The organism is Amycolatopsis sp. MEPSY49 (assembly GCF_051337345.1).
GTDB lineage: Bacteria > Actinomycetota > Actinomycetes > Mycobacteriales > Pseudonocardiaceae > Amycolatopsis.
The window spans coordinates 1-13917 of sequence record NZ_JBDLYJ010000012.1 but is presented as its reverse complement, the minus strand read 5'-3'; the positions used below and the strand labels follow the sequence as shown (position 1 = coordinate 13917).

Below are 13917 nucleotides of genomic sequence, written 5' to 3'. Positions count from 1 at the left end.
GGCACACCACGGCACGGGGCGGGGCGATGGCAGAGGAAGAACGCAGCGGCACGACGCCGGTGCTGGTGCTGAGCAAGTTCAAGCAGATCCTCGAGTCGTTCACCATCGACCACCCCGAGCTGACGCTGCAGCAGATCACCCGGTCGACCGGGCTGCCGGCGAGCACCTGCCAGCGGCTGGTGCACAACCTGGTGCGCGAAGGCTTCCTCGACCGGTACGACGACACCTACCGCGTCGGCCTCGGCCTGGTCCGCTGGGCGGCGCCCGGGACGTTCGGCCTCGACCTGGTCCGGCTGACCCGGCCGGTGCTGCAGCAGCTGCGGGACGAAACCGGCGAGACGGCGTGCCTCTACGTACGCGACGGCGCTTACCGCACGGTGATCTCACTTGCGGAATCCCGGCACGCGGTGGTCCGGCTGTTCGTGGTCGGCATGGTGATGCCGCTGCACGCCGGCTCGGCCGGGAAGGTGTTCCTGGCCTGGGACAAGCTGGCGATCAAGGACGCGATCGGCCACGGCCTGGCCCGGTTCACCCCGCGCACGGTCGTCGACATCGACCTGCTGTCGGAGCAGCTCGGGCAGATCCGCGAGGCCGGCTACGCGGTGAGCTTCGAGGAACGCGACCTCGGGGCGGCGTCGCTGAGCGCCCCGGTGTTCGGGCTGAACGGCGAGGTCAGCGCCGCGATCGGGATCGGCGCGCCGACGCAGCGGTTCACCCCGGCCGAGGTGCCGCGGCTGGCGCCGATCGTGGTCGAGGCGGGCCGGCGCGCGTCGGAGCGGCTCGGGTACCGGCCCGGCGTGGAGCGCGTCGCCGCGCTCTGATCCGTCCGGCGCCCGATTTGTACGGAAGACTGCCTTGTTGCCCGTTGACGCGATCCGGCTCGGGCTCGTCCGTCCTTGACTCCGCACGATTGCCGTCACATTATGAGTCGACCAACCACATGGTGGAGAAGTCAAAGGAGACGACGGATGGCGAACATCCCCGACGCGGCCGCGCCGGACACCGGCACGATCGCGGGCCGGCTCGACCGGCTGCCCATCACCCGCACGCACCGCCGGGCCACCGTCGCCGTCGGCCTCGGCCTGTTCTTCGACTTCTACGAGGTCTTCCTGACCGGCGTGCTCAGCTCGGTGCTCGTCAAGGAGTTCTCGCTCAGCAAGGCCGAACTGCCGCCACTGCTGGCGTCGACCTTCGTCGGCATGTTCTTCGGCGCCCTGCTGCTGGGCCGCCTCGCCGACCGGTTCGGCCGCCGCGGCGCCTTCCTGCTGAACCTCGGGCTCTACTCGGTCTTCTCGCTGCTCGGCGCATTCAGCGGCAGCGCGCTGATGCTGCTGGTGACGCGGTTCTTCGCGGGCATCGGCCTGGGTGCGGAGCCGCCGCTGGCCGACACCTACCTCACCGACCTGCTGCCGGCCCGCAAGCGCGGCCGGTTCATCGCCTGGGCGTACACGCTCGCCTTCTGCGGCTTCCCGGTCGTCGGCTTCCTCGCCCGCGGCCTGACCGAGCACGAGATCCTCGGCGTCGCCGGCTGGCGCTGGCTGTTCGTGATCGGCGCGCTCGGCGCGGGCGCGGTGTTCCTGCTGCGGCGCGGCCTGCCCGAGTCGCCGCGGTGGCTGGAGTCCGTGGGCCGCACCGAGGAGGCCGAGCACCTGGTGGCGGGCATGGAAGCCGAAGCCCGTGGCACCGCCGACGCGACGCCGGCCCCACCGCGCGGCACCACCCGCAAGCGCGCCGGCGCGCCCGTGCGCGAGCTGTTCGGCGCCGGCCTGCGCCGCCGCACCGGGATGATGGTCGTCTTCCACATCCTGCAGACGCTCGGCTACTACGGCTTCGGCACGCTCGTGCCGCTGGTGCTGGCCGCCAAGGGGTACGCCGTCTCGCAGTCGCTGCTGTTCGCCGCGCTGACCTACCTCGGCTACCCGGTCGGGTCCGCGCTGTCGCTGCCGATCGTGGAACGCGTCGAACGCAAGTACCTCGTGGTCGGCTCGGTGCTGGCGATGGCGGTGTTCGGCATCGCCTTCGGCTACGCGGGTTCGATGACGCTGATCCTCGTGTTCGGCTTCCTCTACACCGCGACCAGCAACCTGTTCTCCAACGCCTTCCACATCTACCAGGCCGAGATCTTCCCGACGGCGCTGCGGTCGACGGCGTCCAGCGGCACCTACTCGCTGTCGCGGCTGGCCAGCGGCGCGATGCCGTTCGTCTTGGTACCGCTGCTGAACTCGCACGGCCCGACGACGTTGTTCGCGGTCGTCGCCGGGGCGCTGGTGGTGGTCGCGCTGGACGTCGCGGTGCTCGGCCCGCGCACGACCGGCCGGCGGCTGGAGAGCGTCAACGACGAAGCCGCGCCGCTGCCACGATGACCGCCGCCGCCTCGTCGATCGACCGCCGTGCGGTGTCGACGACGAGGCGGTCGCGGGTCCACGCCTCGTACTCGCGGCCGGTGATTTCGGCCCACGTGGGCGGGACGAGGCCCGGGATGTCGATGTCGCGGGTTTCCGCGCGACGCCGGTGTTCGGCGGGGTCGGAGCAGACGATCTCGGCTTCCAGCACGTGCGCGCCCTGGCCGAGTCCCGTGTCCCGCCAGGCGTCGCGCGTGACGGCCAGGGGATTGACGCACTCGGCGATCACGCTGACCCCGGTGCGCAGCAGGTCGACGGCGACCTCCCGGGCGACGACGTACCCGACCGGCCCGAGTGGCTGTGTCAGGGGAGTGGCGCGGACGATGGCCTGTTCGATCGTGTCGACCCGCAGGTAGGAGAACCCGGTGCGGCGGGCGGCTTCCGCGGCGACGGTGGTCTTGCCGGTGGCGGGCAGCCCGCCGACGACGATCAGCAGCGGAGGCACCGGGGCATGATCGCACGGCGGCGCGGGCGGGAACGCCGGATCGCCAGGAGGCCGAGTCCCTCGATCCGGCGGCCCCGGACCCCACCCGCTCCTCAGGACGCTTCGGGCTTCTGGGCCAGCAGTCCGCGCCGCAACGTCGTCAGCGCGCGGTGCTGGGCCACCCGGACCGCGCCCGCGCTGCTGAGCCCGACCGCCGCCGCCGTCTCCTCGGCCGACAGGCCCAGGATGATGCGCAGCACCAGGATTTCGCGCTGGCGCGCCGGGAGCGTGTCGAGCAGGCCCTCCGACCAGTCCAGGCCGGCGGCGCGCTCGACCTCCTCGCCCGTCGGGTCCGGGCCGGTCCAGCGGTCGGCCGGCAGCTCGGCCATCGGGCTCGTGCGGTCGCGTGCCCGGCGGCGGTGGAAGTCGGACACCTTGTGCGCCGCGATGCCGAACACGAACGGCAGGAAGCCGTCGGCCTCGTAGCGGTACCCCGGCAGCGCGCCGACCACCGCCAGCAGCACGTCCTGGGCGCAGTCCTCGGCGTCCGACGACCCGTCCTGCCACGTGCCGAGCCGGCCCAGGCAGTAGCGGAACACCATCGGCCGCAGCGCGCGCAGCACCCCCGCGACCGCGGCGCGGTTGCCGGCCATCGCGGACCGGACCAGCGCCGGGTCGAGGCCGAACGTCGCGGGCTCGCCCGCGGCGGACTGCGGGGGCATCGGATCCCACCTCTCGTCGGCGACGGACCGTCACGACGCTAGGTGACCCCGCGTGGTCGCGACACCGGCCGGGCGGCCGCCACGACCCGGGTCTTCCGGCCCTGGCGCCCGAGCCGCCGGCGTGCGTGGCGGGGCGGTGCGGCGGCGGCCGGGCCGAACGGCCCTATCGGCCTCCCCGGCCCAGCGATCACGCTGGTGGCCGGGGATTTTTCACAGGAGAAACACAGGGAACGCGATGGTGGACGACGTGGGCTTCGGGCTGCTGCTCGACCGGCAGCAGTGCCTCGCCTTGCTCCGGACGGCGAGCCTCGGCCGGGTGATCTTCACCCACCGGGCCATGCCGGCGGTCCGCCCGGTGCGGTTCGCGGTCGTCGGCGAGGCCGTCGTGTTCGCCGTCCCGACCGGCAGTCCCCTCTACGCGGGCGCGCGGGACGCCGTCGTGGCCTTCGAGGCCGACGACTTCACGGCCGACTTCGGCGCCGGGTGGTACGTCAGCCTGCTGGGGCGCGCCACCGAATCGGTGGCCGACGAGGCCCGTCTCGCCTGCCTGTGCCCGTGCCCGCCGCCGGCGGGCCGCCGGTTCCTGCGGATCCCGGTCGAGGCCATCACCGGCCACCGCATCGGCTGCCACGCCGGGTAACAAAGCCACACCGCCGATCGACCCACCGGATGGACGAACCGGATTGGGCCGACACGGGCAGTCGCCTGTGGGACCCTTGACGGCCCGAGGACACCCTCGGGATCGGAGTGACACGGGGTCGGCGGGACGTGGCGGACGAAATCGGCATGCCGGCGATCCTGGCCGCGGTGGCCGGGATCGCGCGGGAGCTGGAGGTGCCGGCGGTGCTGGACACCGCCGTGGCGGTGGTGTGCGACCTGCTCGGCGCCCGCCACGGCCGGGTCGAGCTGACCGGCCCCGAGGGCGGCGTCGCCGAGTACGGCCGGGCCGGTGGCGACGGCGTGGTCGAACTGCCGGTGCGGGCCGGGCCGAAGACGTTCGGCACCTTCGTGGTCGAACCGGCCGCCGGCCGCGAGTTCGGCCCCCGCGAGCGGGAGGTGCTGGGCGCGCTCGCCGCGGCGACCGCGATGGCCGTCGACAAGGCCGTCCTCGTCGACCAGATGCGCCGCCGCGAACGCTGGCTCGAAGCCTCCTACGACGTCACGCGCGCCCTGCTCGCCACGAAGGACCTGCACGCGACGCTGCGGCTGATCGCCGAACGCGCGCGCGTCGTGGCCGGCGGCACGGCCGGCGCGATCGCGCTGCCGGACGGGCCGGGGCAGCTCGTGTTCGACGTCGTCGAACCGCCGGGCGAGGACGCCGACCGGCTGACCGGGCTGACCGTGCCGACCGAGGGCACGGCCACCGGCGTCGCGTACACCACCCGCCGCCCGGTCGTCGTGCGCGACTACGGCGACCGCGTGCAGGAGCAGCAGCGCGATCGCGCCGAGCCCCTGCCGGCCGTGATCAAGGACCTGGACTCGGCGATCTCGGTGCCGCTGATCGTCGGCGAGGAGACACTGGGCGTGCTGGTCGTCGCGAAGTTCCGCGACAAGACGCCGTTCACCGAAGCCGAAGTCCAGCTCGCCGAGACCTTCGCCGGCCACGCCGCGCTCGCGGTCGAGTTCTCGCGGGCCCAGGACGCGCGCCAGCAGCTGGCGGTGTTCGAGGACCGCGACCGGATCGCCCGCGACCTGCACGACCTGGTCATCCAGCGGCTGTTCGCCACCGGGCTCGGGCTGGAGGGCGTCAGCAGGCTGATCGCGGACCAGGCGGTCGCCGGGCGCGTCGCCGGGTTCGCCCAGGACCTCGACGGCACGATCCGCGAGATCCGCAACAGCATCTTCTCGCTGCAGGCGCCCGCGCAGGCGCAGGGCAGCCTGCGTGCGGAGCTGCTGCGGGTGGCCGTCGACGCGCGGGACACGCTGGGCTTCGAGCCGCGCGTCGGTTTCGACGGGCCGCTCGACGCGGCGGTGCCGGACGCCGTCCGGTCCGACCTGATCGCGTCGCTGCGCGAGGCCCTCACGAACGTGGCGCGGCACGCCGGGGCGACGTCGTGCTCGGTCGAGGTCACTGTGGACGCCGCCGGCCGCCGGCTGACCCTGGCGGTGCGCGACGACGGGACGGGCCCGCCGTCCGGGCCGGGCCGGGTGAGCGGGCTGGGAAACCTGGCCGCGCGTGCGGCACGGTGGGGCGGGGCCTGCGTGCTGGCGGCCGCCGAGGGTGGCGGCTCGCGTTTGGAATGGACCGCGGAGCTGCCGGCGCGGACCGGCGAGCAGGGGAGTGGGCGATGACGATCTCGGTGTTCCTCCTGGACGACCACGAGCTGGTCCGCACCGGGCTGAAGACCGTCTTCGAGTCCGAATCGGACATCGAAGTGGTCGGCGAGGCGGCGACCGCGGCCGAGGCGCTGGTCCGCATCCCGCAGTCCCGCCCGGACGTGGCGATCCTCGACGTCCGGCTGCCCGACGGCCAGGGCGTCGAGGTGTGCCGCGAGATCCGTTCGACGGTCGCGCCGCCGCCCGCGTGCCTGATGCTGACGTCCTATTCGGACGACGACGCGCTGTTCGGCGCGATCATGGCGGGGGCGGCCGGGTACATGCTGAAGCAGGTGTCGGGCCGGTCGCTTGTGGACGCCGTCCGGACGGTCGCCGTCGGCGGCTCGCTGCTGGACGCCACGCTGACCGCGTCGGTGATGAACAAGCTGCGCGGCGCGGACGTGGCGGCGCCGGACCCGCGGTACGAGCAGCTCAGCCCGCAGGAGCGGCGGGTGCTGGACCTGGTCGCCGAAGGCCTGACCAACCGGCAGATCGCCGAGCGGCTGTTCCTGGCGGAGAAGACGGTCAAGAACTACGTGTCGTCGGTGCTGCACAAGCTCGGGGTCGAGCGGCGCACCTCGGCGGCGGTGTACCTGTCGCAGCGACACGCCGACGGCGGCCGTTCAAGCTGATCGCACGCCCACTCGGCGCAAACCCGTGGGGCATCCGACGTATCTGGCCCCCGATGCGATACACCTGTCGGGTGACGCACGGATTGCGTGCGCGACAGAGGGGACGGCATGTCGGGGTTGTCGAGCGGGGACTATGTCACGCAGCAGATCCGGGCGCTGGCGAGAGCCGTGCGCAGCGAAGGGGCCGGCGGGGTCGGCACGCGCAGCTTCCAGCTGGCGGAGCACCTGGCGGCGGAGGGAGGCGTCCACCGCGGCGACATCCTGACGGCGACGGCGACGCTCCTGGCGATGACGGCGTGGTGCGACGGCGAGGCCGAGGCGGCCCGCCGGTTCGCCGAGCTGGCGGGCGAAAACGACGTCGAGTCGCGCGAGCTGGTGGGGCACCTGCTGTGCCTCGAAGTCGGGGCCGAAGAGGGGTGGCTGCCGGAGGAGCAGGCGGAGGCGTTGCTGGAGTACGCCCGCCGCGCCCGCCGCGGCGATCTGGCCCTGCGGGTCCGGGCGATCGCCGGGACGCGCGGCGGAAGGCACCGCCGGGACAACTGACGGTCGTGAGTGAGAAACAGTGTTCTAACACTGTTTCTCACTCACGACCCGTAGCCGGCGCGGCTAGCTCGAGAGCGGTCGGGCGGGATCGGCCAGGGCGTCCGGGTCGACCGTCCGGCCACTGCGGATCAGCTCCCGGACGGCGTCGAGGCCGTCGTCCCACTGGTTGACGTGCAGGCCGGCGACCACCCGGCCGCCCGCCAGCCAGAACGCGTGGAACGCCTCGTCGCTCCCGCGGGTCACCACGCGGTCGTACCCGCCGGGCGGGAACCAGCCGGTGAACTCCATGCCGACGTCGTACTGGTCGGAGAAGAAGTACGGCAGGTCGTCGTAGACCACCTCGCGGCCGAGCATCGCCCGCGCCGCCGCCGGGCCGCCGTTCGTGGCCGCCGCCCAGTGCTCGACGCGGATGCGGCGGTCGTAGCCCGGGTGCCACGCGCTCGCGACGTCGCCCGCGGCGAACACGTCGGGGTCTTCGGTGCGCAGGGAGGCGTCCACGCGGACACCGTCGTCGACCGCCAGCCCGGCTTCTTCGGCCAGCTGCGTCTCGGGCCGCGCGCCGATGCCGACGATCACCACGTCGGCCGGGATGTCGCCCGCCTCCGTCCGCACCGCCGTGACCGCGGTGTCGCCCGCGAAGCCCGTCACGCCGGTGCCGAGCCGCAAATCGACGCCGTGGCGGCGGTGCAGGTCGGCGAAGTACCCGCCCAGCTCCGGCCCGAGCGTGGCGTGCAGCGGGGACGGGCTGGGCTCGACGATCGTCACCTCGCAGCCGTAGGTCCGGGCCGCCGCCGCGGTTTCCAGGCCGATCCAGCCCGCGCCCGCCACGACGACCCGGCCGCCCGCGGCCAGCGCGTCGCGCAGCCGGTCGGCGTGGGCCAGCCGGCGCAGGTAGTGGACGCCCTTGAGGTCGTTGCCCGGCACCCGCAGCCGCCGCGGCGACGCCCCGGTCGCCAGCAGCAGCTTCGTGTAGCCGAGGCGTTCGCCGCCCGCCAGCTCGATTTCGCGGGCGGCGCGGTCCAGCGCCGTGACGCGCCGGCCGGTCAGCACCTCGATGCCCTGCTCGGCGTACCACTTCTCGTCGTGGACGAAGACCGACGCGCGGTCGTCCTGGCCGAGCAGGTACCCCTTCGACAGCGGCGGCCGCTCGTAGGGCAGGTCCGGCTCCGCGCCGACGAGCGCGACGCGCCCGGCGAACCCTTCCGCTCGCAGCGTTTCCGCGGCCTTCGCGCCGGTCAGCCCGGCGCCGACGATGACGAACGCGTCCATCAGGCATTCACCCCGGTCAGTGCGAAGAATTCCTGCCGCGTCTTGGGTTCTTCCCGCAGCAGGCCGTGCAGCGACGACGTCACGGTGAGCGCGCCGGCGGCTCGCACGCCGCGCAGCGACATGCACAGGTGCTCGGCTTCGATCACGACGCCGACGCCCTTGGGCGCGAGGTGCTCCTGCAGCCAGTCGGCGACCTGCTTGGTCAGCCGCTCCTGCACCTGCAGGTCGCGCGCGAACATCTCGACGACGCGGGCGAGCTTCGACAGCCCCAGGATCCGCTCGCCGGGCAGGTACCCGACGTGCGCGACACCGCGGAAGGGCAGCAGGTGGTGCTCGCACAGCGACTGCACCGGGATGCTCTTCGCGAGCACGAGCTCGTCGTAGCCCTCGTCGTTCGGGAACGTCGTGAGCCGGAAGTCGCGCGGCTTCAGCATTTCCGCGTAGGCGTTGGCGACCCGCCGCGGGGTGTCGCCCAGGTGCTCGGACGTCGGGTCCTTGCCCAGGGCGCGCAACAGGTCGGCGACCGCGCGTTCCGCCGCGGGCAGGTCCATCGCGTCGCGCTCGTGGACGACACCCAGGTGCCGCAGCGGCACCGGTTCGCTGACGGGTTCGACGGTCACGGGAGGCCTCCTTCTAAAACCAAGACGAGCCGACGTTAGAAGCCCGCGGGGGTTTTCGTCAACGGTTGTTTGTTTTAGAGTGCTCGGATGCACAAGTCCCAGGCCGGCGCGCTGGCCGCAGTGGCGGCGCTCGACGAGCCGACGCGTCGCCGGCTGTACGAGTACGTCGCCCGGTGCCCCGCTCCGGTGAGCCGCGACGACGTCGCCGCCGCGCTCGCCGTGCCCCGCGCGACGGTCGCCTTCCACCTGGACCGCCTGGTGGAGGAGGGGCTGCTGGTCGTCGAGTACGAGCGCCGCAGCGGCCGCACCGGACCGGGCGCGGGCCGGCCGGCCAAGCTCTACCGCCGGTCGGACCGGCAGGTGAGCGTCTCGCTGCCGGAGCGGCACTACGAGCTGGCCGGCGAGCTCCTCGCGTCGGCGATCGAGGAAGCCGACGAGACGGGCGGTTCGGCACGGGAGATCCTGGGGCGCCGCGCCCGCGAGCACGGCGCGGGACTGGCGGCGCCGGATGTCGTCGCCGCGCTGGAGGAGCAGGGGTTCGAGCCGCGCGCCGAGGGCGACGGCGTGCTGCTCGGGAACTGCCCGTTCCAGCGGCTGGCGCGAACGCACACGCGGCTGGTCTGCGAGATGAACCTGGGGTTGGTCGAGGGCCTGCTCGAGGGCGCGGGCGACCGTCGGCTGCGCGCCCGGCTCGACCCGCAGCCCGGGTTCTGCTGCGTGCGCCTTTCACTCCGCTAGTCGTCGCGGGTCCGAAGTCGTTCGACGTCCGGAGGAGCGCCCCAAGGCGGCCTTCGGTGCGTCTGACGCACCCAAGGCGGCCTTCGGTGCGTCAGACGCAACCAAGGCCGCATTGGGACGGCCTGGCAACGAACCTTCCGGCGCGCGACCCTAGCGCGGGAGGAACGCGAGCACGAACAGGAACGCGCCGAAGCCGACGAGGGCGGCCGAGGCGACGCGGTGGAGGCTTCGGCCGCGCAGTCTTGTCGCCAGCCACGTGCCCAGCAGCGTTCCCGCGCCCGCCAGCACCCCCAGTACGCTGCCGAGTCCGAAGTGGACGGATCCCTGCGCCGCGTAGCCGAGCGTCGCGAAGCCCACCAGCGGCAGCTGGATCAGCTGGCCGGCGGCGATCGTCGTCAACGCGGGCACGCCGAGGGCCAGCAGCACCGGGACGAGCAGGACCGGCCCGCCCGTGCCGGTCAGCGCCGAGCCGAAGCCGACCGCCGCGCCGACCGCGACGGCCGCGGGTGCGGGCAGCTCGCGGGACTCCCGCGGGCGCGCCCAGAGGTTGAACGCGCCGGAACCGGCGGTCACCACGGCGAGGAAGAGCCAGAGCGCCGTCGCCGGGACGACGCCGTTCACCAGGGCGCCGGCCGCCGCGGCCGGGGCCGCGCCGAGTGTGAGCCACCCGCCGAAGCGCCACGGCATGGCCTGGTGCCGGGCGTAGGCGGCGGTGCCGACGACCCCGGTGAACAGGAAGCACCAGCTGCTGGTGCCCGCCGCCGCGTGGACGTCCAGCCCGGCGAGCCAGGTCAGCGCGGGCGGCAGCAGGACGCCGCCGATGCCGATCGCGCCGATGAAGACGCCGACCGGCACGGCCAGCAGCAGGACGGCCACCACGGCCCGGACGCTAACACGCCGTGGCCGCCACGTTCGCGGACGAAGAGTCCGGGGCTCCGGCGAAGTCGCCCGGCTGAAACTGTCCCGGCGCCGCGGCCAACCGTCGACCTGCGTCCGCCCGAGCTACTTGCCCGGCACCACGCCGAGCTGCCCGGCGACACCGGTCGTGATCGCGCTCGCGCCGATCTCCGTGCCCGGCTTGATCCACGGCTGGTCCGGTTCCGCGCCCGCGACCTGGCGCTCGCCGATGAACTGCCCGGTCACCGGGTCGACGATCAGCTGGCGGATCTCGTGGCGGTCGTCGAGGCCGAGGGCGACGCCGGTGCGGCCGTCGAGGTTCGTCTCCGCCGCCAGCACCGTCATGCCCGGGATCTTCGCCAGCGCCCGGTACCACTGCGCGCGCAGCCCGGCCGGCATCATCCCGGCGCGGAGGATCTCGATGCCGTAGTGGAACATCGCCCGGGGCGTCGAGCCGCGGCCCGCCGTCAGCGCCTTCAGCTTCGCGTACAGCGCCGCCGGGTCGTGCGGCAGCGTCGCGTAGAACGCCGGGCTGTCCCAGTCGCCCGGGTCGTCGCACTTCTTGGCCGGCTTGGACTTCGGGAAGAAGTCGCCGCAGCGGCCCTGCCACCGGCCCTGGTCGGTGTTGGTGACTTCGGGCACCGGCGCCTGGGCCTGCGGCACCGAGCCGCCCAGGAACTTCCCGGTGTCGAGGATCTTGCGGTTCTCCTGCCAGACGTCGTGCGCGTCGGCCGGGATCCAGCGGTCGACCTGCTGCTCCCAGAGGTAGGTGTACCCGGTCGCGTCGCCGGTCTGGACGCCGCGCTGCACCCATGTGTGCTCCGCGACGAAGCGGAACTGCCCCGGGCCGACGGGCTGGTCGGTCGCGCCGACGCTGAGGTCGGCCGCCCGGTCGAGCACCTGCGCCGCCGACATCAGCTTGATGTCGGGCCAGTTCGCGGTCGGGTTCGCATTCGGCGACGCGGCCCTCGGGACGTCCGGCGCCGGAGCCGGGCCGGTCTGGACCACGACGGCCACCGTGACGGCTCCGGCGACGGCGGCGGCGACCGGCACGGCGATCCACCGGCGGGACCGCTTCGGTCGCAACGGGACGACGGCGGATTCGGCGGCCAGCTCGGCCAGCAGCCGCGCCCGGGCGGCGGACAGGTCGGCCGGCGCCGTGCGAGCGTCGCGGTGGAGCAGCTCGAGGGTTTCGTCGAGCTCACGCATGGGGGTTCTCCTCGGTGGGGACGAGCAGGGCCTGGAGGCGGTGGCGGACGCGGTGCAGCCGCGAGCGCACCGTGCTGGCGGGCACGCCGAGCGCTTCGGCGACTTCGGCCGGTTCGAGCCCGGCCCAGGACGTGAGCAGCAGGACGTCGCGGTCCTGTTCGGACAGCGCGGCGAGCTCGCCGGCCAGGACGCGCAGGCGGGCGGCCGCGTCGACCCGGCCGGCCACGGCGGTGTCGTGGTTCTCGGCCGGACGCTCTTCGGAGCCCGCTTTCGCCGTCAGCTGGAAGCCGCGGACCTCCTGGCGCAGGTGGTTGCGCAGCAGGTTGGTGGCGATCCCGTAGAGCCAGCCGCGGATGGGCGCCTGGTCCGGGTCGTAGCTGGCGCGTCTTCGCAGTGCGACGACGAACGTCTCGGCCACGAGGTCGTCCGCGGCGTGCGCGCCCACCCGGCCCGCGAGGTACCCGCGCAGGGGATGGGCGTACTCGTCGAAGAGCCGCGAGAAGACCTCTTTCGGATCCTTCGCGGCAAGGTCGGGCCGGTCGAGCCGTTCCACGATTCTGGTCACGCTACTGGTTGTCGCGAGCCGCCGCCCGCGTCCCCGGGTGCCCGTACGGATGAGACCCACGCCACAATCCGCGAACAGCGACGGGGGTTCCGGACAACAGCCGGTATGCCCAGGGGAAGCGCGATGCTGCTGGCCGCGACGAGCGCCGGTGTGGTGGTGGCGATGCTGGTCGTGGCCGCGGCGGTCCGGCCGCCGGCGGTCACCGTGCCGCCGGCCGCGCCGACGCTCACGACGAGCGTGGCGACGACGGCGACGTCCGCGCCGCCGGAGACGACGTCGAAGCGCCCGCCGACGACCCGGGTGCGGCTCGGCCGGTCGTGACGCGCCCGGCGTCCGCCGTCGACGGCCCGTTCGGCGGTACGGTCTCCCCGGTGGTGACGCGCGAGGTGAAGGGGGCCAGGGTGGTGGACCGGGCGAAGCCGGGGGAACAGGCCAGGACGTCGGCCCCTGGGCCGCGGCAGCCCAGCCTGGCCGACGTCGCCGGCATGGCCGGGGTCTCGCACATGACCGTCTCGCGGGTGGTCAACGAGAGCGGGCCGGTGCGCCCGGAGACCCGTGAGCGGGTCCTCGCCGCCGTGCACAAGCTCGGGTACCGGCCCAACACGGCCGCGCGGACACTGGTCACCGGCCGGTCGGGCACGCTCGGCGTGGTCGCGCTGGAGTCGAACCTCTACGGGCCGGCGAGCACGCTGTACGGCATCGAGAACGCCGCGCGCGAGGCCGGCTACGGCGTCGCGATCTGCAGCGTCACGCGGCCGGGCCGGACCTCGATCGGTGACGCGGTGGAAAGCCTGCGGCGCCAGGCGGTCGAGGGGATCGTCGTGATCGCCCCGCACGTGACGGCGGGGCGGGCGCTGGCGGCGGTGCCGGGCGACATCCCGGTGGTCGCGGTCGGCGGCGGCGAGTCGGCGCCGGTGCCGGTCATCTCGGTCGACCAGTACGACGGCGCCCGCCGCGCCACCGAGCACCTGCTCGCCCTGGGGCACAAGACGGTCTGGCACCTCGCGGGCCCGGAGGACTGGCTGGAGGCCCGCGACCGCGAACGCGGCTGGCGCGAAACCCTCGAGCGGCGCGGCCTGCGGGTCCCGGCGGTCGTGCGCGGCGACTGGAGCCCGCGGTCGGGCTACGAGGCGGGCCGGGCGCTCGTCGGCAAGCGCGGGTTGAAGGCGGTGTTTTCGGCCAACGACCAGATGGCGCTGGGCCTGCTGCGCGCGTTCACCGAGGCCGGGATCCGGGTGCCGGAGGACGTCCAGGTGGCGGGCTTCGACGACGTCCCCGAGGCGGCGTACTTCACCCCGCCGCTGACGACGGTCCGGCAGGACTTCATCGAGGTCGGCCGACGGACGTTCGGGCTCCTGGAGGACCGCATGGCGGGCGGCGACACCCGCGCGCGGCACCTGGTGCCGGCCGAGCTGATCGTCCGGGAGAGCACCGGCCCCCGCTGACGAAACGACATGAATGAGTCATTCACGTCGTCTGGTGACATGAATGAGATGCTGCTATGGATGTCAAGTGGTGGGTTCGGGGTCGTTTTTGATGATGGTCCGGTAGAGCTCGCGGGCGATGTAGCGTTTGAGGCA

General features: G+C 73.7%; 15 protein-coding genes and 1 pseudogene. 9 read left to right on the top strand and 7 right to left on the bottom strand.

The features are described 5' to 3' along the window. The first annotated feature begins 26 nt into the window (after nt 1-26). On the top strand, nt 27-821 hold the full coding sequence (locus ABFJ78_RS38350; RefSeq protein WP_436392346.1) for an IclR family transcriptional regulator: 795 nt from the start codon (nt 27-29) through the stop codon (nt 819-821). A 147-nt stretch (nt 822-968) separates the two neighbouring features. Further along, entirely contained in the window at nt 969-2363 is a 1395-nt protein-coding gene (locus ABFJ78_RS38345; protein ID WP_436392345.1) for an MFS transporter, read from the top strand. On the opposite strand, the gene ABFJ78_RS38340 is transcribed toward ABFJ78_RS38345, so the two are convergent. Together ABFJ78_RS38340 and ABFJ78_RS38335 are read right to left on the bottom strand one after the other, a co-directional pair. Beyond that, nucleotides 2332-2847 (bottom strand): AAA family ATPase, encoded by a 516-nt coding sequence (locus ABFJ78_RS38340; protein WP_436392344.1) that lies wholly within the window; start codon nt 2845-2847, stop codon nt 2332-2334. The genes ABFJ78_RS38345 and ABFJ78_RS38340 overlap by 32 nt on opposite strands. Nucleotides 2848-2939: 92 nt before the next feature. After that, nucleotides 2940-3548, bottom strand: coding sequence for a sigma-70 family RNA polymerase sigma factor (locus ABFJ78_RS38335; RefSeq protein ID WP_372664717.1), 609 nt, complete (start codon nt 3546-3548; stop codon nt 2940-2942). A gap of 235 nt (nt 3549-3783) precedes the next feature. On the opposite strand from ABFJ78_RS38335, the gene ABFJ78_RS38330 reads away from it, so the two are divergent. The 4 genes from ABFJ78_RS38330 (at nt 3784) to ABFJ78_RS38315 (ending at nt 7039) form a co-directional block, all read left to right on the top strand. Beyond that, complete coding sequence (locus ABFJ78_RS38330) at nt 3784-4188, top strand: pyridoxamine 5'-phosphate oxidase family protein (RefSeq protein ID WP_436392343.1); 405 nt, start codon at nt 3784-3786, stop codon at nt 4186-4188. A gap of 146 nt (nt 4189-4334) precedes the next feature. Further along, nucleotides 4335-5840, top strand: a complete 1506-nt coding sequence (locus tag ABFJ78_RS38325; protein WP_436392598.1) for a GAF domain-containing sensor histidine kinase — start codon at nt 4335-4337, stop codon at nt 5838-5840. Then, nucleotides 5837-6496: a response regulator gene (locus ABFJ78_RS38320; RefSeq protein WP_372664719.1), complete on the top strand. Its 660-nt coding sequence runs from the start codon at nt 5837-5839 to the stop codon at nt 6494-6496. Before ABFJ78_RS38325 ends, ABFJ78_RS38320 begins: the two co-directional genes overlap by 4 nt. 108 nt (nt 6497-6604) lie before the next feature. After that, a complete protein-coding gene (locus ABFJ78_RS38315) occupies nt 6605-7039 on the top strand; it encodes a hypothetical protein (protein WP_436392342.1) in 435 nt (144 codons plus the stop codon). A gap of 63 nt (nt 7040-7102) precedes the next feature. Here the strand turns inward: ABFJ78_RS38315 and ABFJ78_RS38310 are convergent, their stop codons facing one another. Further along, nucleotides 7103-8308, bottom strand: a complete 1206-nt coding sequence (locus ABFJ78_RS38310) for an NAD(P)/FAD-dependent oxidoreductase (protein ID WP_436392341.1) — start codon at nt 8306-8308, stop codon at nt 7103-7105. Then, nucleotides 8308-8928: a GTP cyclohydrolase I FolE gene (gene folE / locus ABFJ78_RS38305; RefSeq protein ID WP_436392340.1), complete on the bottom strand. Its 621-nt coding sequence runs from the start codon at nt 8926-8928 to the stop codon at nt 8308-8310. The genes ABFJ78_RS38310 and folE overlap by 1 nt, the downstream gene beginning before the upstream one ends. Before the next feature lie 87 nt (nt 8929-9015). On the opposite strand from folE, the gene ABFJ78_RS38300 reads away from it, so the two are divergent. After that, nucleotides 9016-9666 (top strand): helix-turn-helix transcriptional regulator, encoded by a 651-nt coding sequence (locus ABFJ78_RS38300; RefSeq protein WP_436392339.1) that lies wholly within the window; start codon nt 9016-9018, stop codon nt 9664-9666. 150 nt (nt 9667-9816) lie between these two features. On the opposite strand, the pseudogene ABFJ78_RS38295 reads toward ABFJ78_RS38300, so the two are convergent. The 3 genes and pseudogenes from ABFJ78_RS38295 to ABFJ78_RS38285 form a co-directional block, all read right to left on the bottom strand. Continuing rightward, nucleotides 9817-10563: pseudogene (locus ABFJ78_RS38295) on the bottom strand (TSUP family transporter); the annotation flags it as partial. A gap of 105 nt (nt 10564-10668) precedes the next feature. Continuing rightward, a complete protein-coding gene (locus tag ABFJ78_RS38290) occupies nt 10669-11772 on the bottom strand; it encodes a CU044_5270 family protein (protein WP_436392338.1) in 1104 nt (367 codons plus the stop codon). Further along, nucleotides 11765-12337, bottom strand: coding sequence for an RNA polymerase sigma factor (locus ABFJ78_RS38285; RefSeq protein ID WP_436392337.1), 573 nt, complete (start codon nt 12335-12337; stop codon nt 11765-11767). The genes ABFJ78_RS38290 and ABFJ78_RS38285 overlap by 8 nt, the downstream gene beginning before the upstream one ends. Nucleotides 12338-12442: 105 nt before the next feature. Here ABFJ78_RS38285 and ABFJ78_RS38280 point away from each other — a divergent pair, with 105 nt between their 5' ends. Together ABFJ78_RS38280 and ABFJ78_RS38275 are read left to right on the top strand one after the other, a co-directional pair. Beyond that, nucleotides 12443-12658 carry a hypothetical protein gene (locus ABFJ78_RS38280; protein WP_436392336.1) on the top strand — a complete coding sequence of 72 codons (216 nt, stop codon included), beginning with the start codon at nt 12443-12445 and terminating at the stop codon, nt 12656-12658. Nucleotides 12659-12738: 80 nt separating this feature from the next. Next, nucleotides 12739-13782: a LacI family DNA-binding transcriptional regulator gene (locus tag ABFJ78_RS38275; RefSeq protein WP_436392597.1), complete on the top strand. Its 1044-nt coding sequence runs from the start codon at nt 12739-12741 to the stop codon at nt 13780-13782. Nucleotides 13783-13917: the final 135 nt, after the last annotated feature.

Bases quoted from the DNA above. Each gene is read 5' to 3' on its own strand.
- ABFJ78_RS38315 (WP_436392342.1), top strand. From the start codon at position 6,605: ATGTCGGGGTTGTCGAGCGGGGACTATGTCACGCAGCAGATCCGGGCG.
- ABFJ78_RS38345 (WP_436392345.1), top strand. From the start codon at position 969: ATGGCGAACATCCCCGACGCGGCCGCGCCGGACACCGGCACGATCGCG.
- ABFJ78_RS38290 (WP_436392338.1), bottom strand. From the start codon at position 11,772: ATGCGTGAGCTCGACGAAACCCTCGAGCTGCTCCACCGCGACGCTCGC.
- ABFJ78_RS38350 (WP_436392346.1), top strand. From the start codon at position 27: ATGGCAGAGGAAGAACGCAGCGGCACGACGCCGGTGCTGGTGCTGAGC.
- ABFJ78_RS38310 (WP_436392341.1), bottom strand. From the start codon at position 8,308: ATGGACGCGTTCGTCATCGTCGGCGCCGGGCTGACCGGCGCGAAGGCC.
- ABFJ78_RS38325 (WP_436392598.1), top strand. From the start codon at position 4,335: ATGCCGGCGATCCTGGCCGCGGTGGCCGGGATCGCGCGGGAGCTGGAG.
- ABFJ78_RS38280 (WP_436392336.1), top strand. From the start codon at position 12,443: ATGCCCAGGGGAAGCGCGATGCTGCTGGCCGCGACGAGCGCCGGTGTG.
- ABFJ78_RS38335 (WP_372664717.1), bottom strand. From the start codon at position 3,548: ATGCCCCCGCAGTCCGCCGCGGGCGAGCCCGCGACGTTCGGCCTCGAC.
- ABFJ78_RS38330 (WP_436392343.1), top strand. From the start codon at position 3,784: ATGGTGGACGACGTGGGCTTCGGGCTGCTGCTCGACCGGCAGCAGTGC.
- ABFJ78_RS38320 (WP_372664719.1), top strand. From the start codon at position 5,837: ATGACGATCTCGGTGTTCCTCCTGGACGACCACGAGCTGGTCCGCACC.
- ABFJ78_RS38300 (WP_436392339.1), top strand. From the start codon at position 9,016: ATGCACAAGTCCCAGGCCGGCGCGCTGGCCGCAGTGGCGGCGCTCGAC.